General features: G+C 52.6%; 18 protein-coding genes. 10 read left to right on the top strand and 8 right to left on the bottom strand.

The genetic code is table 11. The annotated features are described in order from the left end of the window. Positions 1-12 precede the first annotated feature (12 nt). The 4 genes from BMW93_RS06760 to BMW93_RS06775 all read left to right on the top strand — a co-directional run bounded on the left by BMW93_RS06760 (position 13) and on the right by BMW93_RS06775 (position 2,431). Positions 13-1,020, top strand: coding sequence for a glycoside hydrolase family 43 protein (locus BMW93_RS06760; RefSeq protein ID WP_090374421.1), 1,008 nt, complete (start codon positions 13-15; stop codon positions 1,018-1,020). Positions 1,021-1,101: 81 nt separating this feature from the next. After that, the gene (locus BMW93_RS06765; protein ID WP_090374422.1) at positions 1,102-1,542 is read left to right on the top strand and encodes a hypothetical protein; all 441 of its coding nucleotides are present in this window, start codon (positions 1,102-1,104) and stop codon (positions 1,540-1,542) included. Between the two features lie 153 nt (positions 1,543-1,695). Then, entirely contained in the window at positions 1,696-1,875 is a 180-nt protein-coding gene (locus BMW93_RS06770) for a hypothetical protein (RefSeq protein ID WP_090374423.1), read from the top strand. Positions 1,876-2,050: 175 nt separating this feature from the next. Next, entirely contained in the window at positions 2,051-2,431 is a 381-nt protein-coding gene (locus BMW93_RS06775; protein ID WP_090374533.1) for a hypothetical protein, read from the top strand. A 51-nt stretch (positions 2,432-2,482) separates the two neighbouring features. On the opposite strand, the gene BMW93_RS06780 is transcribed toward BMW93_RS06775, so the two are convergent. Beyond that, positions 2,483-3,187 carry a DKNYY domain-containing protein gene (locus tag BMW93_RS06780; protein ID WP_090374424.1) on the bottom strand — a complete coding sequence of 235 codons (705 nt, stop codon included), beginning with the start codon at positions 3,185-3,187 and terminating at the stop codon, positions 2,483-2,485. A gap of 303 nt (positions 3,188-3,490) precedes the next feature. Here BMW93_RS06780 and BMW93_RS06785 point away from each other — a divergent pair, with 303 nt between their 5' ends. The 3 genes from BMW93_RS06785 to BMW93_RS06795 all read left to right on the top strand — a co-directional run bounded on the left by BMW93_RS06785 (position 3,491) and on the right by BMW93_RS06795 (position 8,309). Beyond that, positions 3,491-7,078, top strand: coding sequence for a histidine kinase (locus BMW93_RS06785; protein ID WP_090374425.1), 3,588 nt, complete (start codon positions 3,491-3,493; stop codon positions 7,076-7,078). A gap of 3 nt (positions 7,079-7,081) precedes the next feature. Then, complete coding sequence (locus BMW93_RS06790; protein ID WP_090374426.1) at positions 7,082-7,846, top strand: LytTR family DNA-binding domain-containing protein; 765 nt, start codon at positions 7,082-7,084, stop codon at positions 7,844-7,846. Positions 7,847-7,922: 76 nt separating this feature from the next. Beyond that, positions 7,923-8,309 carry a hypothetical protein gene (locus BMW93_RS06795; RefSeq protein ID WP_090374427.1) on the top strand — a complete coding sequence of 129 codons (387 nt, stop codon included), beginning with the start codon at positions 7,923-7,925 and terminating at the stop codon, positions 8,307-8,309. A gap of 8 nt (positions 8,310-8,317) precedes the next feature. Here BMW93_RS06795 and BMW93_RS06800 read toward each other — a convergent pair whose 3' ends face one another. The 6 genes from BMW93_RS06800 to BMW93_RS06825 all read right to left on the bottom strand — a co-directional run bounded on the left by BMW93_RS06800 (position 8,318) and on the right by BMW93_RS06825 (position 18,654). Further along, positions 8,318-9,964, bottom strand: a complete 1,647-nt coding sequence (locus BMW93_RS06800; protein WP_090374428.1) for a glycoside hydrolase 43 family protein — start codon at positions 9,962-9,964, stop codon at positions 8,318-8,320. Next, positions 9,951-11,615: a glycoside hydrolase family 28 protein gene (locus BMW93_RS06805; RefSeq protein ID WP_090374429.1), complete on the bottom strand. Its 1,665-nt coding sequence runs from the start codon at positions 11,613-11,615 to the stop codon at positions 9,951-9,953. The genes BMW93_RS06800 and BMW93_RS06805 overlap by 14 nt, the downstream gene beginning before the upstream one ends. A gap of 48 nt (positions 11,616-11,663) precedes the next feature. Then, entirely contained in the window at positions 11,664-13,310 is a 1,647-nt protein-coding gene (locus BMW93_RS06810) for a RagB/SusD family nutrient uptake outer membrane protein (protein WP_177194031.1), read from the bottom strand. Between the two features lie 21 nt (positions 13,311-13,331). Next, a complete protein-coding gene (locus tag BMW93_RS06815; protein ID WP_090374431.1) occupies positions 13,332-16,631 on the bottom strand; it encodes a TonB-dependent receptor in 3,300 nt (1,099 codons plus the stop codon). Between the two features lie 131 nt (positions 16,632-16,762). Then, positions 16,763-17,809: a FecR family protein gene (locus tag BMW93_RS06820; protein WP_090374432.1), complete on the bottom strand. Its 1,047-nt coding sequence runs from the start codon at positions 17,807-17,809 to the stop codon at positions 16,763-16,765. Between the two features lie 296 nt (positions 17,810-18,105). Next, positions 18,106-18,654, bottom strand: coding sequence for an RNA polymerase sigma-70 factor (locus BMW93_RS06825; RefSeq protein ID WP_090374433.1), 549 nt, complete (start codon positions 18,652-18,654; stop codon positions 18,106-18,108). A gap of 342 nt (positions 18,655-18,996) precedes the next feature. Between BMW93_RS06825 and BMW93_RS06830 the strand changes: the two genes are divergently transcribed. The 3 genes from BMW93_RS06830 (at position 18,997) to BMW93_RS06840 (ending at position 21,443) form a co-directional block, all read left to right on the top strand. Next, the gene (locus tag BMW93_RS06830; RefSeq protein ID WP_090374434.1) at positions 18,997-20,310 is read left to right on the top strand and encodes a Gfo/Idh/MocA family protein; all 1,314 of its coding nucleotides are present in this window, start codon (positions 18,997-18,999) and stop codon (positions 20,308-20,310) included. A gap of 75 nt (positions 20,311-20,385) precedes the next feature. Further along, the gene (locus tag BMW93_RS06835; RefSeq protein ID WP_090374435.1) at positions 20,386-20,946 is read left to right on the top strand and encodes a Crp/Fnr family transcriptional regulator; all 561 of its coding nucleotides are present in this window, start codon (positions 20,386-20,388) and stop codon (positions 20,944-20,946) included. Positions 20,947-20,969: 23 nt separating this feature from the next. Next, entirely contained in the window at positions 20,970-21,443 is a 474-nt protein-coding gene (locus BMW93_RS06840) for a hypothetical protein (RefSeq protein WP_229240228.1), read from the top strand. On the opposite strand, the gene BMW93_RS06845 is transcribed toward BMW93_RS06840, so the two are convergent. After that, the gene (locus BMW93_RS06845; RefSeq protein ID WP_090374436.1) at positions 21,440-22,399 is read right to left on the bottom strand and encodes a c-type cytochrome; all 960 of its coding nucleotides are present in this window, start codon (positions 22,397-22,399) and stop codon (positions 21,440-21,442) included. The genes BMW93_RS06840 and BMW93_RS06845 overlap by 4 nt on opposite strands. Positions 22,400-22,406 lie beyond the last annotated feature (7 nt).

The following is a 22,406-nucleotide window of genomic DNA, read 5'->3' on the forward strand; positions in this document are numbered from 1 at the left end:
AACCTGTTAGTAATGATCCTGACCCTTTTTAAAAGTGCTTTGCGCGCATGCGCGGTAACCTTGTGCGTGACAGGCGCGACGCTCGGGCAAAATGCCGCTCCGGTGGTGAAAACCGACGTGCCGCTGGATTCCATCCGCCTCAGCGACCCGTTCATTATGGCCGATAAGCCTACCCAAACCTATTACATGACCGGCACGGGCGGTAAACTCTGGAAGAGCAAGGACCTGAAAAAGTGGACAGGGCCGTTTACCGTGGCACAAACCGATCCGAAATCGTGGATGGGGCCGGCGCCGATGATCTGGGCGGCGGAGTTGCATGCGCACAAGGGCAAATACTATTACTTCGCGACTTTTACCAATAAGGCCGTAAAACTCGGCGAAGGCCTCGAACGCCGTGCGTGCCATATACTCGTGAGCGATCGCGCGGAAGGGCCTTATGTGCCTATGAAGGATTCCACTTATTTGCCGGCTGATAAACTCACGCTCGACGCCACGCTCTGGACCGATACCGATGGTAAACCCTACATGCTTTTTTGCCACGAATGGCTTCAAAATGACAATGGTACCATTGAAAAGATCGCCTTGAAGCCGGATTTTAGCGGTACGACCGGTTCTCCGAAACTGCTGTTTCGCGCCAGCGACTCACCTTGGAGCCGCGAGAAAAACAAGGACGGTTCCGACCGCCCTAACAAGGTTACCGACGGTCCGTGGGTCTTCCGTACGCAAACCGGGAAGCTGGGTATGCTCTGGACAAGCTGGATTTATGACGTTTATACGCAGGGAGTTGCCTATTCTCAAAGCGGCACGCTCGATGGCCCCTGGGTTCAGGAAAAGGAACCGATTACCCCGCCCAACTTCGGTCACGGGATGCTGTTCCGAACATTCGACGGCAAATTGCTGATGTCCATTCACAGCCACCGGAGCGTAAACGGCCGGACAATGCGCTATCCGAAGCTGTTTGAGATCGACGATTCGGGCGATAAGCTGGTGGTAGGAAAGCAGTTGAAAAACGAACAATAATTATTTGCTTCCGCCTGGTAATCGGATTTAAGGTCGGCTTTTGTGAGCGTTAAATTGGGTTTGAACCAAAACCCACTTCCTATGCTCGAAGCTGTTGTTGCCCTGGTTATCATTGCATTAATACTACTTTTTTTACGTGCCGGCAGGCAGAACACGATCGTTTACCGAAAACGCGTTGCGCCGCCCGATCGGATATGTTCGATCAACGACCACCCGTCTGCCTTCGGCCCACCAGCTTCCTCCGACTACCATGCCGAGCGGGAAACCGGGGCCGGGTATACAATGCACGAAGCATTGGCTTTCGAAGGCGGAGAGTTCGGCGGAGGCGGTGCCGGTGATTCCTACGATACCGGAGCAAGCGATCCTGCCGGCAGCGAAGTCAATAGTTTCGGGACTTGTGAAAGCGATATTGTCTCTAATAACAGCGATTTCAATAGTTGCGATTCCGGGACGAACGATTCAGGAAGCAGCGATTCGTACTCCGATTCTTCCAGTGATAATTCAAGTTTTTCCAATGATTAAATAGGAATGCAGTAGTTCCCTTAAAGCCGCAATTCCACCGGGGCAGTTCCACTGGGGCAGTTCCACTGGGGCAGTTCCACTGGGGTAGTTCCACTGCGGCAGTTCCACTGGGGCACAGATATTGACATACCATTTTTTCAAAAGAAAAAAGTTATGTCAACAGCTAAAAAGAAAGGGACTGCGAAGCGCAACAAGCTTGGCGTGAAGAATTCGCTGGTCAATAATATCAACGCCCGGAAAAAGAAGGGCACTTCGCGATCGAAGAGCAAAAAGACGGTCAGCAAAAAGTCGTATTCGGCGATGAAAAAGAACTGGGGCAAAGAGCGGCATTAGCGCGTTCGAGCTCCCGGATTTCTTTGGACTAAATAAATAAGTAATTGGAAAAATATTATTGTCTTAAATATAGACAATAAACGAACATCTTTTTTACATTTGTCGCAGGATGGTTGCGAAAGCTTGAAATGAACGTAACCGGATGGTTCCATTTCTTCACCAAAACTTATTGACTATGAGAAGGGTTAGTTCTATTCTGATGATGTTGTGCCTGCTTGGCGCGGTTTGCACCAGCATTGCCCAAACGACGGCACCTGCGGATTTTTTTGCCGGTAAATGGGAGATCACCGTTGTGGGAACACCTAATGGCGACGCCAAGCTAGTGGCGGACCTCGCAAGGACTGACGGCAAGCTTGCTGGCCAGATTACAAATGCAACCGACCCCAGTGCGGAAAAAATCGCTATCACCAGTGTCGATGAAGCGGCTGACAAGATCACAATCGGCTTTTCCGCCCAGGGTTACGATGTTGCCCTGGATCTCTCGAAACTAGATGACGATAATTTGAAAGGGAGCATGATGGGCATGTTCGATGCTTCGGCGAAGAGAGTAAAGTAGGGGAGGCCTGAAGGCCGCCGATGGTCCACAGAACCCCCTCGGCGGTCATACTTACCCAAACACCGGCTGAAACTGCATCATTGCCCGGAAAACTGGCTGCCCGGAATTACTTTGAAAACCATCTCCATGGAACTTGTAAACCTGGTAGCGGTCGGTGAAAATGCCGTTTCCGGCGTAGTCGAAAGTGTCGATATCGGCGACGCGATAGCCCTTTCCATTTACGAAAACCTTACTTTGATCTTTATAGAATGAGGTTTTCTGCCATTTGCCAATGTATCTGAAATGGCCGGCATTTTCCGAAATAACCTGGTCGTCGAAATAGACACGGTGACTGTCTTTGCTCAGGTGCTCGTCGAGGCATTTGAAGTTTCGGGCATCGGCTGAAATCAGGTGATGGGCTTTGAAAACGTGCCGGTCGTCGCGGCCGAGATCGGGGCCCAGGATCTGGAAATGTACCGGATTGGCCCCCGGAATGCTTTTGCCCCGGAAATAGACTTGATCAAAATCGCGTGCATAAAGCGACGCATCCGGCTGCCCTACCGACCCCGCGGTCAATATCTGGAACGTCCTGGCGTGTGCATCGGGAATCAGCGATTTTCTGCCATCGTTTTCGGTGTAGTAAACGAGCTTGTTTTCGATCTGGTAAATGTCAAATGATGCCGAAGGTGCGAAAGGTTGAGTAGCAGGGCGAAGCAGGAGCAGGCTTGTGATGACCAGGGTCAGGCAAATGCCGGTTATCAGGAGTAGGATGAGCATGATGGTATAGGATGAGGTTGAGTGTGATAAGGATTATTTTTCATGGCGTTGGGAATCGAGCCGCAAAAGTGTGGATCGGGAAAAGTATCGTCCAGTTTTAATGATGCAACGGTAACTCTTGGCTATTTACCGGTAAATCACTGATTATATGGCATTATGAAAAACCCTATTTCTTCCATTCTGAGGCGATTGGGGGTTTTTACCGATAAATAAATGGGATAGTACAGTTACATAGAATTGACGTATTTGGTCTTGGTATCGCACATATTGGGTGCGAATCGTCAAAAAAATCCGTCAGCAGTGATGCGCTTCCTCCAAAAGCTGGTCTGTGTGCTACCCCTTGTATGCGTTTGCCTGTTCGGCGAAGGGCTCGGGGCACAAACGCTGTTTCAAAACATCCGGTGGCAGGACGGCCTCAGCGCGAAGCAAGTCAGAAGTTTATATAAAGATTCCTCCGGTTTCCTGTGGATCGGCACTTCCGCCGGGCTCGACCGGTACGATGGGGCCGTGGTGCAACGGTTTCATGATACCAATGGCGGACAAAAGCATTTCGTGAATGCGATTTTGCCGTTTGGGGGTGAAGACACGCTCATCATCGGGCTTAGGAGGGGTATTCTTCTTTTTGACAAAAAATCCGGCAAGTTCTCGCGCGATCCCAGGTTCGAAGCCCTGGCGCAAAAAAACATCGTGAGCATACGTGCGGACGGGCAGCGGCGCATATGGATCGGCACGTCATCAGGCCTTTACCTGTATGACGAACAAAAACTGAAACCGCTGACAGACGTATTCCCGGAAGCTCAAAAGTTCGATTTTTCGCGTTTTCAGCTCACATTCATGACCTATGATACCCTGCGGCGCGGCTTGTGGGTCGGAGGAAGCCGTCCGCTATTTGTGGATTGTAAAGCCAACAGGGTTTATTTCAAAGGTAATAACCCGCTGAACTGCCCGCTGCTTGAATCAGAAGATGTGAATGCCATTGCGCTCGACCGCCATGGTAATGTATGGTACGGTTGCGATACGGAGCCGACATTGAACTACTGGGATTATCGCACCGGCAAACTGGACAAATACTACCAGTTGGACGGCAAGCTGATCGGCGAGGGGTGTAACTTCATTTTTATCGACCGCCAGGACCGGGTATGGGTGTCAACCTGGTTGTTTGCTGCATTTTTGAAAGAGCCGGGGCAGCCATTTCGCAAGTTTGAATATAGTCAGGATCAGGCGTATACGATCGCATATGGGCATTTCCGGGATGCAATTTCGGATGCGCAAGGCAATGTGTGGCTGGGCACGATCAATGGTGTGAGCAAAACATTGCCTAAGAATCCCATCGAGTCCATTTATAAATTGCCCAGTTTTGAGTTTTTCCTCGAAACCGGTTTCGCTCACGCCAATTCTATCGCAGTCGATGGCAAGACAATAGTAGCTTGTAAGGAGGACGGTGTCATCTTCTACAATACCGTGGATCGTACGTACCGCAAATACCTCACCCTGAGCAAAATCCTGCGTAATAACCGCTTTGTGATGACGGCCAAAGCGGGCGATACACGGTGGTTCGCGGGCTTTGGAGGCATTTATTCGCTTTCTCCCGGGCAGTCAGTATTGCAGCGTTTCGATCAGATTAGGAAGGGACTGTCGTCGAACCAGGCACCTTTCGTGTTTCTGGACAAACAGGGTAATATCTGGTTCGAGATCGATGGTGATGCCTACTACCGTTACAATCCGGTCACAAAAGCCTGTGTCCGCTTCGATGGCACCGATCCTAAATACGGCTTGTTCACATTTGCCAATTCGCAGGCATTTGTGCTGCTTTCGAATGGGGATATTCTTTTTGCCGTGCATGGGAAAGGGCTGTTGCGGTACGATCACGCGACGCAGCGGTTCACATCCCTGCCCGCGCCCGCGCTTGCGGAAGAGTACCTGTACGCGATGCGCCAGAGTAAAACGGGCGACATCTGGGCGGCGTCGACGGCCAACGGGTTGATGAAAATCGACGTTAACGGCAAGGTTATCAAAACAATAAGTACTAAAAACGGCCTGCCGTACGATCAGGTTTCGTCGCTGGATATCGATAATAACGGGGTAGTATGGGCGGCTACGCGCGAAGGGCTCGCCGCGTATGACCCTGCCAGCAACAACGTCAGCAAGGTCGAGCTGGATCTGGGCAAAACGTTGCAAGATTACTGGAACTACCTGACCGTGGCCGGGGGGAAAATCTACACCGTCATGCTCGATCACGTGGTGGTGATTAATCCGCAGCATTTCGCTTCGGTGCCCGTTCAAAAGCCACCCACCATTACTTCGGTAAAAATTTTCGGGCAGGAGCGTATCCGGGACCTCAAAGACGATTTGCTGGAATTGAAACCGGACGAGTCGTTCGTCGCTTTCCAGTACGCGTCGCTCAGCCATCGGGATATTCCTTCGCTGCAATATAGTTATCAACTCGTGGGACTGGACGACGACTGGGTAATGGCGGGCCGTAACATCACGGCCTCCTACACCAGCCTCCTTCCCGGTGATTATGTTTTTAAAGTAAGAAGCACCGACGAGAATGGCCGATGGATGAAAGCAGCTGAAACGCTCAAAATCCGCGTGTTACCGCATTGGTGGCAAACCTGGTGGTTTGTGACTGCCTGCACATTGGTTGTCGTGGGTATCCTCTACTGGATTTACATTGTTTATACCAAAAGGCAACGGAAAAAAGACCTCGACGATACGATCGAGTATTTTGCCAACAGCGTTTACGGCGACAATTCCGTGAACGAAATATGCTGGGATATTGCCCGGAATTGTATTTCGAAACTACATTTTGAGGATTGCGTAGTTTACTTGCTGGATAAAGAAAGTGGCAAACTGATCCAGAAAGCCGCATACGGGCCGAAAAGTCCGAAAGAATATGAAATCCTCAACCCGATCGAAATACCGGTGGGCGAGGGTATCGTAGGGGCAGCTGCGGCCACCGGCATACCGCAGATCATCGGCGACACCTCGAAAGACCCGCGCTACATTATCGACGACCAGGCGAGGGCATCGGAACTCGCGGTGCCTATCCTGCATGAAGGGCAGGTGATCGGCGTCATCGATTCGGAACACCCGAGCAGGAACTTTTATACGTCAGACCACATCCGTGTGATTTCGACTATCGCCGCCATCAGCGCCAACAAGATTACAGAGGCCATGGCCCGTGCCCAGGCCGAGCGGCAGGAGATTATGCTGCTGCGGATCAATAAAATGCTTGCGGAAAGTCAGTTGATGGCCCTGCGCGCGCAGATGAACCCGCATTTTATTTTCAATTGCCTCAACAGCATCCAGGAGTGCATCGTTACCCAAAAATATACGGAAGCAAGCAAATACCTCAACAAGTTCGCGAAGCTGTTCAGGCTGGTGCTCAACAACTCGGGCCGTAACCTGGTAACGATCTCCGAGGAACGCGACGTTCTCGAACTCTATCTCGAACTCGAACTGCTGCGTTTCGGGCAAGGATTTGCCTATACCATTGAAATCGACCCGGAGCTGGAAGACGATTATGTGAGGCTGCCGTCCATGCTGCTCCAACCTTTTGTGGAAAACGGTTTATGGCACGGGCTAATGCACAGAGAGGGCGAAAGGCACATGAGCGTCAGGTTTTTCCTCATCGGGCCGGAGCAGTTTGCATGCGAAATAGAGGACAACGGCATTGGCCGGAAAAAATCAGCGGAACTGAGGGCAAATTCTTCGCGTACGCGGGAACACGAATCGCGCGGAATACGTATCTGTGAAGACCGGATCGATGTCCTCGCCCGCCAGGGCAACCACGCGAGCCTGGAAGTGATCGACCGGTACGATGTTGCCGGCAACGCAACCGGAACGCTGGTCAGAATAGAATTATCTACCTATTTATATCAGACTTAGACGATGATCAAAGCACTTATTGTCGACGACGAGCCGAAATCAAGAAACGTGCTGGCGCATTACATTGAAACTTATGTGGGAGAGATCCGTGAAGTAAAGCAAGCCGAATCAGTGGATAGTGCGCTCGAAATACTCAAAACGTTCCGTCCGAATATTGTTTTTCTGGATGTAGAAATGCCTGGTAAAAATGGCTTCGATTTTCTGAGGGCTTTAAAAGAGCCCGCTTTCGAGGTCATATTCACGACGGCCTATAACCAATATGCGGTGCAGGCGATCCGTTTTAGCGCACTCGATTATTTGCTCAAACCGGTCGACCCCGATGAACTGCGGGCGGCTGTGGACCGGTTCCTGAAAAAACAGAACGTGTCCCAGAACCCCGTGCTGTTCGATAACCTCGTGCGCAACATCGCGCACAAGCGGGCGAGCGAGTTCCGGCTGGCGGTGCCGTATCAGGACGGCGTATCGTTCTTCACCCTCGATCAGATCGTCCGCTTGCAGGGGGAGGGTAACTACACCAATATCTTCATCAAAAGCCGCAGACCGGTACTGGCCAGCAAGACCCTGAAATACTATGAGGAAATGCTGACGGAATTCGGGTTTATACGGACGCACAAATCGCACCTGGTCAACCCGAAATTTATTGCAAAACTCATGGCTGACCACGATTTGGTCGAACTACTGGATGGCAGCCGTGTAGAAATATCGCGGCGTAAAAAGGAGGAAGTGCTTTTACAATTGCCTCTCGGAAACCAGCCACTTGATAAGTGAAAATGTCCGTTAAATCACTATTGTCGTACTTTGGAACATTGCGTCTTTTCTTTGAAGCCATCGAATTTAACTGGCTATGGAGATTTTGGCGATACGTTCAGGGCAATTGTTGCTCATTTTATTACTGGCATTTCTGATCATTGGAGGGCTTTGGTTTGGCTTGCGGTTTCGCCGCACGATGCTGCTACTGGGCGGCAGGGGGATCCGTGACGGGCAGGTAGCAGACGCCGTGGTACTGCTTTCGGAAGAACACCGTGGCTCTTATCTTCAAGGTGAACCCTATTATACATTTCAGGTGCATGTGAAGCCGGCCAGGGGCCGCAATTTTGTGACGGAAGTGCACGTATTGCGCGAACAACTCACCCGCATTCCCCAGGCCGGCGACCGCGTTTCGGTCAAATACAATTACTCAGGGCGCAAGCCTATGGTGGTTTTGAACCTGGACAGCATCGGATCAGTCTGACATTCCGGTTACCTGGTAATTCTGAACCACTCATAATCCGCATATCCCGAATCGTTCGTCTGCGTTTCCCGGGTACAAAACAGGCCCACTTTCGCACCGATCCACCTTCCTGCTTCGGCCTGGAAAACATCTCCGGTCATTTTAAAACTGGCCCCATCCTCGCTGAACCCGAACTCACATTGGCCGCCCTTAGTTACTTTCACACGCAAATGCAGGTCGGTTTCAGGTTTAAATTCCGCCAGAATACGCTCAGTTTCCGGTTTCCCGTCCGAGGCTTTCCGACAAACCGCATAAATCAGCTCCGTCTTGTTCTTTCCGCTTCTCAGGTAAATGCCCGCGTAGCTTTGCCCCATGATTACCAGTCCCGTCTTTTCGTTCATCAGATTTGCATTTGGGGTAAGCCGTAGCTTGGTAGTAACCGTAAATTCTTCTGCCGGAAATTTTTGCAGGAGCACATTCGGTACATCCCAAAGGTTTTTGGCTTGCTCGGGTGTTTTGTAGGAATATAGTCTCAGAAAGCCTGCCGCCGGCATGGCCCAGGTGCTCTTCGGGTTGGCCTGCCATTGCCATTGCTTTCCTAATGCAGGCATAGTGAATTCATCGGATTCCGGCGGCGTTGCGACAGGGTATTTTTGGGTGGTTAATGGTTTGATATAGGTCAAAACAGGATCGCCGACACCATCACCGTCAGGGTCGGTGCCGATGACCGGCCAGTCGTTTACCCATTTCATCGGTTGCAAATGCACCACGCGGCCATATTCGCTTTTGTCCTGGAAATGCAGGAACCAATCCTCCGTTTTACCATTCACCGGGCTGGTCGTCACCCAGGCGCCCTGGTGCGGACCGTTGATGCCCGATTTTCCTTCGGCCATGACCACTTTTCGTTCGTAAGGTCCGTACACGTTTTTGGAGCGCAACACAATCTGCCAGCCCGTAGCCACCCCGCCCGCGGGTGCGAAAATGTAGTAATAGCCATTTCGCTTATAAAACTTAGGCCCTTCCACCGTCGGGTCTGTCTTGTGGCCGTCGTACACGAGTGCGCCCGCGTCCGTGACTTTGGTGCCGTCGGCATTCATTTTCTTGACGGTGATCACGCTCTTGATGCCTGCGCGGCTGCCCGCCCATCCGTGTACGAGGTACACCTGGCCGTCGTCGTCCCAAAGCGGGCACGGATCGATAAGCCCTTTGCCGCCTTCCACAAGTACCGGCTCGCTCCACGGCCCGGCGGCGTTTTTAGCTTTAATCACATAAATACCAAAATCCGGATCGGGGTAGTAAATGTAGAATTCACCTTTATGGAAGCGTATCGCGGGTGCCCAAACGCCATTCCCATGTTGCGTTTGCTCAAAATGTCCGATAGGCACTTGGCGCGGCAAAGCATGGCCGATCAATGTCCAGTTGACGAGGTCTTTGGAATGCAGGATAGGAAGGCCCGGGATCGCGTCGAAGCTGGATGCGGTCATGTAATAATCCTCCCCCACGCGGCAGGCGTCGGGGTCGGAGTAATCGGCGTGAAGGATGGGGTTTTGGTAGCGGCCGTCCTGTAAATCGGCGACCCAGGTTTGCGAATCGGGTGTTTCTTTAATGGATTTTTGTGCAAAAGCAGAGGTCGCCAGCAATGCGCCGGCGACCCAATAGTACTTATTTACCTTCATGAATAACCAGGCTTTTCTCCTGTGCTCCCTTTGAAAATTCCTTTACTTTTTGCGCTTTCGAAGCGTCGGTGTGGGCAATGCTGATGTTCTGGCTACGCTCGCCGGCGACCGAAATGAGCGTTTCGCTGTGGTCGTTGTATTGCAGGCCGTCGATACTGATATTGGTTGCATTATCGGTGAAAATGATCGGTTTGGAATGCTTCGTGATCAGCTTCACATTCTTGAACGAGATTTTGTCCGCATCGGTAAGCTCGACGCCGGTTGCGGCGGAGAGTACCATATTCTCCATTTTGATATTGCGGACCGGCATTTCGGGGAGGCCGCGTACAAAAACACCTTTGGTAGCACCATTACACATGATATTTTCAAAAACCATATCCTTGAAAACCGGCGTACCTTCATTTACGACCGGGCGCATATCGCGCTCTCCATCCGTAGCGAATTTGACGAAATAGTAAAGGTCAAAGAAGATCGCTTCTTGTTTGATATCCTTCATATTGATATTTCTGGCATAAATCTTCTCCACGACACCGCCGCGGCCGCGCACCGATTTGAAACGAAGGCCTTTATCGGTCCCCATGAATGTGCATTGCTCCACAAAAATATTCCGCGCGCCGCCGCTCATTTCGCTGCCCACCACAAACCCGCCGTGCCCCTGGTATACGATATTGTTGCGGATAATGCCGTTTTCGGTCGGTATGCCGCGTTTCCGGCCCTCTTCGTCCTTGCCAGATTTAATGCAGATCGCATCGTCGCCCACGTCGAGCACGCAGCCTTCGATAAGGAAGTTTTTGCAGGATTCGATGTCCATACCATCGCCATTATGAGCATACTCGGGGTTTTTGACACGTACATTGCGGATCGTCAGGTCTTGTACCATCAGCGGATGCAGGCACCAGGCGGCTGAGTTCTGAAACGTCACACCTTCCAGCAGTACCTTTTTACAGTTATTGAAAACCACGAGATTAGGCCGTAAGAAATCTTTGATATCCGCAAAATCCGCCGGTTTTTTACCGCCGGTCAGCAGCATGCTTTTGCTCTCGACGCTGGCCTTTTTGAACTGCTCGCTCGGGTACCAGACCTTGCCATCGTCTTTCAGCACGCCGCCGGATTCAATTTTCTCTTTCCATTGCGGTTCCGTAAGCTGGTTTTTATTCACAGCCCGCCACACATCGCCGTTGCCATCCACAATGCCTTTGCCTGTAATAGCCACATTTTCAAGATCTTTTCCTGAAATAGGCGATTCATTACGGGCCGCCGCTTTACCCTCATAAAAGCCCTCGGTAATAGCATATTGCGACTTGTCCGTCGTAAAAAGCAACAGGGAGCCTTCCTGCAAATGCAGGTTCACATTGCTTTTCATCAGCACGGGGCCGGTGATCCAGAGCCCGGCAGGTACCAGCACCACACCGCCTCCTTTTTGGCTGCAACTTGCAATGGCCTGGTTAATGGCTTTGGTATTCAGCGTATGGCCGTCGGGCACCGCGCCAAATGCGGTAATGCGGATGGTATCCTTGCGGAAAACCGGCTGCTGGATTTTCGGCAGGTTCGACCAGCTGTATGCTTCCTGGGCGGAGGCGTCGTGCGTGGACAGGCCGAAGCACGCCCATGCGGCGGCGGCCAATGCTGCAATTCGTGTTTTATGGGTCATAGCAAAAGCGTCCTCCTGCTTTTGGGGCAGGAAGACATTTAAAATGGATTATTGATAACCGGCATTCTGTTTGAACTCGTTCTTGTTCACCACCGCATCCAGCTGCGTTTGCGGGATCGGGCGGATGGTGTGGTGTTCCTGGATATTGACTGCATTATCCGGCGCATATTTCTTGATACGCTCCACGAGCTTGCCCGTACGTTTCAGGTCGAACCAGCGCAGTTGCTCGCCGGCGAGCTCGCGTGCACGCTCGTCGAGGATGAAATCCAGTGTAATATCGGAGGCCTTTACCTGCATTGCCGCCGCTTTACCGGGCTTGGCGGCCCTGGTGCGTACCACATTCACATATTCCGCCGCAGCGGTAAGGTCGCCGGTTTGCATGGCGGCTTCGGCGGCGATGAGGTACACTTCCGCCAGCCTGATCACGAACACGTCGCGCGCGCTCTGGGCCTCATTCAGGCTCGCCCGTGTTGGGTCCATGAATTTGGACAGGGTAGGGTAACGAAGGTTATCCTTCACGGTCCCGTCGGCGAGGTAAATGTCGCTGCGGTCGTAAGTCTGGTACTTTTTGGAAGCTTCCACATTGTCGGCGATTTCCAATTTAGTACAGTAAACAGCGGTATCTCCCTTGGCGACGCCGGTCGGTAAAGTCGCAGAATTGGCATACCATGACTCCATGAAACTGCCCTCATAACGCGCGTCGTCTGCCGAGAACAGGTCGAGCAGGAAGCGGGTAGGCATGTAGCGGTTGAACGGGCGACCGTTGTTAATGTCGCGGGTCATGCCCGGGCGGTCGTCGTACTTCATCAGGAAAAGCAAATGCGCATTGTTGCTGCCGCGGCTGTGACCGTAAGGGTTGAATGTCGAGTTCGCGAGGTCGTTCAATGCGAGGTTGGCGGAGTAGTCCACGGTGTAGATCACCTCTTTGGATTTGAGATTACTCATTTTCCAGAGATCGGCGTAACTGGCTTCCAGTTTGTAGCCGTAATTGCCGTCCAGAACCGCTTTCGCCATTTCCAGTGCCTCCTTATTCATGCCTCTGGTGAGGTACATTCTGGCGAGAAATGCCTGCGCGGCACCTTTGGTAACCCGGCCATATTGCGGCTGTGTGGCGGGGAGGTTGCTGACGGCGATTTTCAAATCCTCGAAAATCTGGTTGTAGAATGTCTCGACGGGTGTTTTATTGGCGGTGGTCACGATGCCGTTGGTTTCGGTGGTTGTGAAATGCACGCCTCCCCAGGTTTCGACAATATGCCAATAGTAGAATGCCCGCAAAAAGCGCAGCTCACCCTCACGCACGGGGCGCAATGCAGCGGAAAGACCCGCCTGATCGATGCGGTTGATCCCCCCGTTGCAGAGGTTAATGGCCGCGTAAAATTCCCGCCATTCGTTGGTAAGGGCGGTATTGCTGCCTTGGAGGTTGAGGTATTGGGTCAAATCGCGGTATACTTCGCCGGCACCGCTGGTCCAGATGTCGGTACCGGTTTCGGCGATGTTGTAGCCTTCTTCCTTGCCATACCACCAGCGCTGGTAGGAGTAGGCGGCATTCACGAGCGTTTCGAAGCCTTCGGGCGTGGTGTAAACCGTCTCGGAAGTCAGGCCGGAGGGGTTGTATTCTTCCAATGTATGCTCACAGGCAAACAGTCCCATGAGGGAAACCGCTATAAACCCTGTTTTCAATAGTTTTGATCTCATTGTTTTGACTGGTTTAAAGGGTTACAGGTTCACATTCAGGCCAAAAACGAACAGTTTCGTCATCGGGAAGTTCTCCGATCCGCCGCGTTCCGGGTCGTAATCGAGTTTGGTGAATGTCGCCAGGTTCTTCGCCGTCGCGTAAATGCGCAGACCGCGGATAATCTTCCAGTTGAACTTGTCGACCGGCAGGTTGTACGCGAGCGTCACGTTGCGGATACGTGCGTACGAGGCATCGCGGTAACCCAATGTCGAGAGGTATTTCAAACCCGCATTCTTGTTCGGGCGGGGGTATTCGTTCGTCGGGTTCTCCGGCGTCCAGTAATCGAGGCCGGTCGTGCTGTTACCAACGCCTTGCTGGTCGAAACGTGCGTAGCGGTCGGAGTTGATCATCGAACCGATCCGTGCGTAAATCATGAAATTCAAATCGAAACCTTTGAATTTGATGGTATTATCGAGGCCGCCGCTCCATTTCGGGCGCGGGGTTCCGAGGATCACCCGGTCGTTCACGGCGTCGATCTTGCCGTCGCCATTCTGGTCTTTTACTTTGATTTCACCCGGTAACTGCGTAGGCGACATCGCTTTGGCCTGTTCCGCTTCCGAAGTTTGCCAGATACCCAGTTTCTCATAATCGTAGAACACGCTGATCGGGCTGCCGATGAACCAGCCGTTGCCGATGTCGTTGCCTTCGGTCACCAGTTCGGTGATTTCTTCTTTGTTTCTGGTAAATGTGAGGCTCGAATTCCAGGTGAAATCGCGGGTACGGATGTTGGTCGTTCCCAGCACGACTTCGACACCACGATTGCGGGTTTTGCCGATATTCTGCTTCACGGTGGTTACGCCGGTTGTTGGAGGTAAGCCACGGTCGAGGAGCAGGTCGGAGGTGCGGGTATCGTAGTAATCGATCGAGCCGTTAATGCGGCCGTCGAACAGCCCGAAATCCAGGCCGAGATTTTGCGTAGCCGAAAGTTCCCAGCCCAGCGCCGCATTACCGACATTGCGGGAGAAGGTGTACGCCGGATAAGCCACCTCGTCAAAACCAAATGCAATGCGGGTCAGCGTGGTTTGCGTCGCGTAAGGCCCCGACGGGTCGTTCCCCGCGATCCCGTAGCTCAAACGCAGTTTCAGATCGCTGAGTTTTTTAACATTCTTCATAAAACCCTCGTCGATGATCCGCCATGCAAATGCAGCCGATGGGAAGAACGTCCATTTGTTGCCCGGTGCGAGTTTGGAAGAACCATCCTTGCGGGCCGTCAAGGTGAGCAAATAGCGGTCTTTGAAACCATAGTTCACACGCGCGGCGAACGATACGAGGTTATTTTTGGAATAAGCCGAATTGATTTTAATCTCTTCCGTGGCGCTACCGAGCGAGTAAAACAGCTGCGACGGGATAAGCTGGTTCACGCCGGAAGCCTGTGCGTTATCCGACACGGTGGCCAGCGAGCTGCCGATTCCCGTGAATGTAAAACTATGTTGTTCAAATGCCTTTTGATAAGTCACCACGTTCTCCCAGTTGATCGTCCGGCCATTCGACACATTGTAAGTAGCCAGTGATTTACCGGTCAGCGAGCGGTCGATGGACTTCGGCGACGAATAGGCCCCGTTACGCGAATTGGAAAGGTTCGCACCGAGGGTACTGCGGAACGTAAGTCCTTTCAGCGGCGTGATTTCGACATAACCGTTCGTGAGCGTGCGGGTGGTCAGGATATTGTTGTTAAAAACGCCCGGTTGCTCGTCGGATAGCGGGTTTGCAGTCTGCCCATCCAGCATAATGAAGTTGAAATTGCCATTCTCGTCATACAGCGAACCCAGCGGACTGATCTTGTTGGCCTGGTTCAAAGGGTCGCGGCGGACGCTCTGGTTGTAATAGGTGAGCTGGCTTTGCAAACCGATCTTCATCCAGTCCGTTAGCGTATAATCGACATTCAGACGTGCCGTGTAACGCTTCATTTCATCCAGTTTCAGGATTCCTTTTTCATTAAAATAATCCACTGAAACATAGGATTTCAATTTGTCCGAACCTCCCCGGAAGCCCAGCTGGTAGTTCTGCTGGAAGCCGGGACGAATGAGTTCCTTCTGATAATCGGTCCAAATGCCTTTTTGTAATGCATCGTATTCGGCCACATTGGTAAAAATCGACGGATCGTCGGCCGGGGTGTTCCAGACACCCGCCGCGCGCCAGGCTTCGCGTTTGAAATCGCGGAACTCGGTGATATTCATGGCACGTGGGTACATGGTTACCTGCGAAATACCTGCGTAAGAATTGAAGGAAATGTCCGGACGCCCGCTTCTTCCTTTTTTAGTGGTAATTAAAATAACCCCGTTCGCACCGCGTGAACCGTAAATCGCAATCGAAGAAGCATCTTTCAAAACTTCCATCGACTCGATGTCGTTCGAATTGATATCGGCCAGGTCGCCATACTGCACGCCGTCGACGATAATGAGCGGGGAGTTATTCCCGCCTATCGAACGGTTACCTCGAATGGTAATGTTCACACCCGCACCGGCCTGCCCGCTGCTACGCGTGATATCCGCGCCCGCGATTTTGCCCTGTACGGCATCGAGGACATTGGCGGAAGGTACCTCTTTTAGTTGCTCGCTTTTGAGCTGCACCACCGAGCCGGTAAGGTCGCGCTTGCGCACGGCGCCATAACCGATCACGACGACCTCGTCCAATGCGCTCACGTCCGGTTTCAGCGAAATGTTAAATGTCGTCTGGGCACCCAGCACCACATCCTGGCTTTGATAACCCACAAATGAGAAGGTCAGCACGGCGCTCGCGTCGTCGGGCACGAGCAGGCTGAACTTACCCTGGCCGTCGGTGCTCGTACCGCGGTTGGTACCTTTCAAAATCACGCTCACGCCGGGAAGTACCGCGTTCTTTTCGTCGGTCAGTACGCCGGTCACCGTCCGGTCGATAACCTGTTGTTTCGTGGGGGCCGCAGATTCCTCGCGGGCCAGGCTTTCCAGCACGATCTGGCCGCCTACGACGCGGTAGGTGAGGTTTAGCGGAGCCAAAATCTCGTCCAGCACGGTATCCAGCCGTTTTTTGCTCACGTCCACACTCACATTCCTGGCCACATTCACGCGCTCTGAGCTGTACACAATGCGGGCTTTGGTCTGTTTTTCAATGCTGCTGATGACCTTCTCGAAGCGCTGGTTACGGAAATTCAATGTAACGAGCCGCGCCATTACTTCCTGCTGGTCAACGGCGAACGCGGTCTGGCAAGCCAGCAACGTCACCATGAGCACCCGCAGCAGTACATTCCCGGTCGCTTTCATGCGCCGACAGGTCCTGGAAAGTAAAGGTTCTGTTTTTTTCATACCTTTAAATGTTTTATTAAATGGAGATTTGATAAAATGAAACTCCCGGTAAGGCGCGATTCGCTGTCGGCCTCACAGGATTTGCTGGCGCTGGCCCATGTTCGCTGCATGGCCAGCGTTTTCGTTTGCGGCTATGTTTGCATATTGGAATAGATGGGTTTACGTGTTCGGAAAGCGTGCGTCGCGCGTGGTTTGCAACCGGGACCGGCAATACGGATCGTCGAGCCGCGGACTTTGTATTTCGCGCCTAATGCAGCGCAGATGATATCCAGCTGGGTATAAAGCGGTTGTCCGCTCAGGTCGGCCGTCAATGGGCAGTTCATAATCTGGCTGCTTTCGGTGCTTACGTCCACACCCCACGCATCGCGCAGGTGCTGCGCCACTTGCACGAGTGGCGTATTGTGAAATCGGAATGAGATATTCGCATTCAGCAACCGGGGGCGCTCCGCCAGCCCTGCCGAAAATTTGCCCGAATTCCGGTCGAAAGTAGCTGTATGGTTGGGCGTCAAAAGCATGTCCGCAGCCTCTTCGCTCCCGCGCTCGCTGTACACCGAAACGAGGCCTGTTACCACTTCCACCTTCGTCTGGCCGCCATTCGCAGCCGTGCTCACGTAAAAGCTCGTGCCCAGTACCCGCGTAGTAACACTGCCCGAATGCACGTAAAAGGGCTTTTTGGGATTTTTTCGAATAATGAAAAAGCCGTTTCCCTTCAATATTACCTCCCTTTTTTTGTCCTCAAATCGGCTTGGATAGCGCAGCGAGCCGCCTGGACGAAGTTCCACCACACTGCCGTCTTCCAGCATGACCGGCATGACGTTGCTGCCACCATTGTGCTTTTCTTCCCAGGTATAGGCCGACAGCGGTACATTCCGATCGAGGAGCTTTCCCGCTAAAAACCAGCCGATCAGCAGGAGGGAGGCGGCCATAGCGGCCCATCGGAGGTAGATGGATCGAAAAGGGCTGTTGCCGTCGCGTTCATGAAGATCGGGGAGGTAAGCCTTTTCCTGCATTCCAGCCCAAATCCGAAGTTCGGCCCCGTCCAGATCGCTGTCAGAAACCTCACCGGCATTTTCGTTTTCAAGAATTGCAAACCAATGCTCGACCAGCTGTTTCTCCTGCTCGGTACACGTGCCTTCCTGATATTTCTTCAATAATGCTGCGAATTGTTCCCGGTTCATGGGTGCCGATGGCTACTTGCTTTTTAATGAGTAGTCAAAGGTCGTGGCGGCGATCCGCAAAAGATTTTAAATATTATTTGATAAGTTATATTTTAATTGGAGTTTGTGGGGAAAGTTCTGGTTTTTGTGCAACGTCGCTTTAATGTTGCTTACTGGTCAGAGACCAGTTGTCGCTCGGACGTAGTCGGAGACTACGCCCAACGGCTATCCGTACGTAACAGCAATCGATACGCGTCACCAACTTATTCCAAAAGAATTCTCAGAATGACTCCCTTTTTTCCTACGCGGCTGGCCTTTCACAAATAATCCTTCAAATAAGACCGCAGCGCCTTCACCACAAGGCTCAAATGATACTCAACCGTCCGCTGAGGCATCCGGATCTCCGAGGCGATTTCTTTGGTGGAGCGGTTTTCGAGGCGGTGGAGGCGGAAAATGGTCTGGGCTTTTTCGGGGAAATGGCTCAGGCGGGCTTCGATGTTGCGCATGAGCTCGCTGGCATCGAGTTGCTCTTCGGTGGTACAAATGGCATCGGAATAGCCTGTGAATGCGTGGGCGAGGTATTTTTCGTGCACCATCGCCGATTTGAAATGGTTAATGCACGTGTATTTGACCGACGTGACGAGGTAGGCTTCTAGGTTGTCGACCTGCAAGAGGCTGCGGCGCTCCCATAAACGCAGGAAAACGTCCTGGATAATGCTTTCCACGGCTTCACGGTCGTCGATCTTGCGGAGGGCGAGCAGGTACATTTTTTTCCAGTAACGCTGGTAAATCTCCCGGAAAGCCAGGCTGTCGTCGTCCCGCAGGGCGTCGAGTAGGTGTTGGTCCGGTAGCGATTGGAAGTTCATGTGCGGTTACCCGATGCTTATTTAAGGTGCCTGATGCGTTATTCTGAAATTGGATTTTTCCGGTATCCGGCAAAAGCGGTGAACCCTGCCGGGACTTAATTTGAATCCAATTTTGATCGTGACCAATGCAATCGGCCGATTTTTTTACGCAGACGTTGCCGGGAACGTTGTCATTCCGGATTTTTATAAGGAAAGCCATACTTTTTCACGACAATGCAAAATTATCAGTCTAGATTTGTCAGATTGACATTTGAAATATTGCAAGAATACTTTGTGTAAAAACAGCGGTAAAACTGTGCAAAATCCTGCTTTGTTTCGCGCTGATCATCATCTTGATATGTCATGACTATTTCCAGAAGAAAATTCATCCATACCGCCTCGGCCGTTGCCGGTAGCGCCGCCTTTTCGCCAGTTATCACCGGGTTCGCGCATGCCAGCCCGCCGCTTCGGGCTGCGGCTGCGGACAAGATCCGTGTCGCAGCGATCGGAATCAACAGCATGGGGTGGGCGGACGTCAATGCGGTGATGAAAAACCCGGGTGTGGAATGCGTGGCGCTCTGCGATGCCGACCGCAATGTGCTCGATAAACGCGCCGCCGAACTAGCCGCGAAAGGGATCAAGGTGAGTACTTTCAGTGATTACCGTAGAATTCTGGATAATAAGGATATCGATGCGGTGGTGATCGGTACGCCCGACCACTGGCATTGCCTGATGATGGCCGAGGCTTGCGAGGCCGGTAAGGACGTGTACGTCGAAAAGCCGATCGGGAACTCTATTGCCGAATGCCGGGCGATGGTCGCGGCGCAGGAGCGGACCGGGCGGGTCGTGCAGGTAGGGCAATGGCAGCGCAGCCAGAAGCATTTCCGCGACGCGGTCGATTTTGTGCATTCCGGGAAGCTCGGGAAAGTGGGGCTGGTGAAGGTTTGGGGATATTTTAATTATGGTAATCCAATTTTAAAACAACCAGATAGCGCAGCACCGGCCGGGGTGGACTATGGCATGTGGCTCGGCCCTGCGACTAAAAGGCCATTCAACCCGAACCGCTTTCACGGCTCATTCCGGTGGTTCTGGGATTACGCGGGCGGCATCCTGACCGATTGGGGCGTGCATTTGCTCGACTATGCATTGCTGGGCATGAAGGCCGGGGCCTCGCCGAAACGTGTCAGCGCGAGCGGTACCATGGTCCGTAATCCCGGTGCGGAAGCGCCGGATACCTTAACGGCCCTCTTCGAATTCGACGATTTTAACATACAATGGGAGCACGTGATCGGCTATGGCGCCGGTATTTACAACCGCCAGCACGGCATCGCATTCCTGGGCGAGAACGGTACATTGATCGTCGACAGGGCAAGCTGGGAAGTGGTACCTTACGAAAAGCGCATGGAAGCCGTTCCGTTGCAGAAGTCGTCGGACAATGGGCTGGATGAGCATGCCAGAAACTTCGTGGAGGTGATCCGTTCGCGGCGCATGGGCGACCTGCACGCGCCTATACATGCGGGTGCGGAGGTGGCGATCCTTTCGCAAATGGGCAATATCGCTTATCGGACGGGGAGTACGCTGCATTGGGATGCCAAGAAAGGGGAATTCGACAGCGCGGCGGCCAACAAGCTGATCGGCAAGGAATATCACAATGGTTACAAGATGCCCCGCGCGTAGCCGTTCAGGAAGCGGATGTGGGTAAATTGGAGCGCAAATGGTATTTTTGGAGCTGCCCATCCCCCGTTAAGCTGCATGAGAGTACTTTCCAATCTGGCAAAGCTGATCAACCCCTCCCGGGAAGAGCTGGATATGATGGAACAACGCCTGCATTTGAAAGTGTTGCGGAAAAACGATCATTTCGTACGGCAGGGCCATGTTTCCGGGGAAGTTGCGCTGGTTGAAAAGGGTACGATGCGGCTTTACGTCGAGACGGCTGAGAAGGAAATTTGCAAAGATTTTTTGTTTGAAAACGCCGTTGCGTGCTCGTACGACAGCCTTTTCTTTGGCCAAGCTTCGCGGGTGGGCATTCAGGCTTTGCAAGAAACGCATTTGCTGGTGTTGTCGAACGACGATTTCCATTATCTGTACGCGCATTGTCCGGCCTGGCATCGGTTCTGGAATCTTTTAGTGGTGGAGCAACTGATGAAAACCGATTACCGCGAAACGGCCTTGTTGAAAGACCCGCCGGACGTGCGGTTCCGGAATATCCTGGAAGAACATCCCTTACTTTTTAGCAGAATACCCCTGCAATACATCGCCAGCTACCTGGGCATTACCCGTGAAACGCTGAGCCGCTACCGTAGCCGGATTTGAAAGATTGATTTTTGCATACTCCTATGAAAACCTCCTCCACCAGTCCGACCGCGGATTCCATCACCCGCATCGGGAAATTCCTGAATGCAGAAGGCCAGGTCCACGCCGTGCTGAGCTATAATGGTTCCAAAAACTACCTGTTGATGAAATGGATCGGTTATTCTACCGATTCTGAGATTATCGTGGCGCTCGAAAGCATGAAAAAATGGTCGCAGAGCCAGGGTAAGGCCCGGAAATTGCGATTTCACGTGCATGATACCAAAGAAGTGGAGGGCTCGTGGGCCGGTGCGATGGATTACATTTGCAACGACTTCTTTCCCGAATGCCATCAGGCAGGCCTTTCCTGCAATATCAGCATCATTTCCCCTGATTTTTTCTCCAAAATGGCCTCCGTGACGCTGTTCAACCAGCACGGGGCGACCGTACCGACCGTGCTGGTGAACACGCTGCGCGAAGCGGAAAGTTTTATCGCCGAAAGGCAGGCAAAGGAAGCCTAGCGTCTTACCTGGTTATCAATCGGTTTGATTGTTTTCAGATAGCTGAAAATGGCTTTCAGGTCGGATTCTTTCATGCCGGCATACATGGTCCAGGGCATCGGGGTGTTCGGCTGGGAAGCGGGCACGGGCGGCGCAACGTAACCCGGCGTGGTGAATACCTTGAAACGGCCGACGAAGTCCGCTTCCGTCCAGTTGCCAATGCCGGTTTGTTTATGCATGGTAATGTTGGCCGAAAACATACTTCCCGCCGGACTTTTGAATTCCATGCCGCCACCGAATTCCGTACCGGGGATGACGCTGCCTTTGTCGGTTTTGCTGTGGCAGTCCACGCAACCGGTCGCATTCACGAGGTATTTGCCGTAAGCTATCACGTCGCTGGTATCGGGCCGGGTCGATAGTTCGGCTTTGGCGGGCATGGTGTTGATGATGAAGTTAACCGGGAAATCCGCCTGGGATTCGGGCACATCCTTCTTCACGGACGGCAGGGTGCGCATGTAGGCGATAATGGAAAAAATATCCTCCTGGTCCATCCGCCCGAACCGATGGTAGCCCATGACGGGGAAAAGCGCCTTGCCTTTCTTGTTGACACCGGTTGTAATGGCTCGGAAAAGCTCGCCATCGGTCCAGCTGCCCAATGCGTAAGGTGTGATATTAGGGGCGAAAAATGTACCCGGAAAACCCATTTGCTGGTCGAAGCGCTCGCCACCTGCGCCCTGGCCGGTGGGCATCATCGGACCTGCGAGGCGCGACCAGTCGCGGCTGCTGTGGCAATCCATGCAAACTGTGACGTGGTTGGCCAGGTACCGGCCGCGCTCCACGCGGGCAGGCGTCTTTTCGATTTGAATATCCGGTGCGGGGCCGGTGTCCGGTAATGCTACTTTTACATAAGTGGCTGCAATACAAATGATTGACAGGATGGCGGCAAGCGCATATCCTGTCCATTTGAGGAATTTCATGGCGAAT

Source organism: Dyadobacter sp. SG02 (assembly GCF_900109045.1).
Lineage (GTDB): Bacteria > Bacteroidota > Bacteroidia > Cytophagales > Spirosomataceae > Dyadobacter.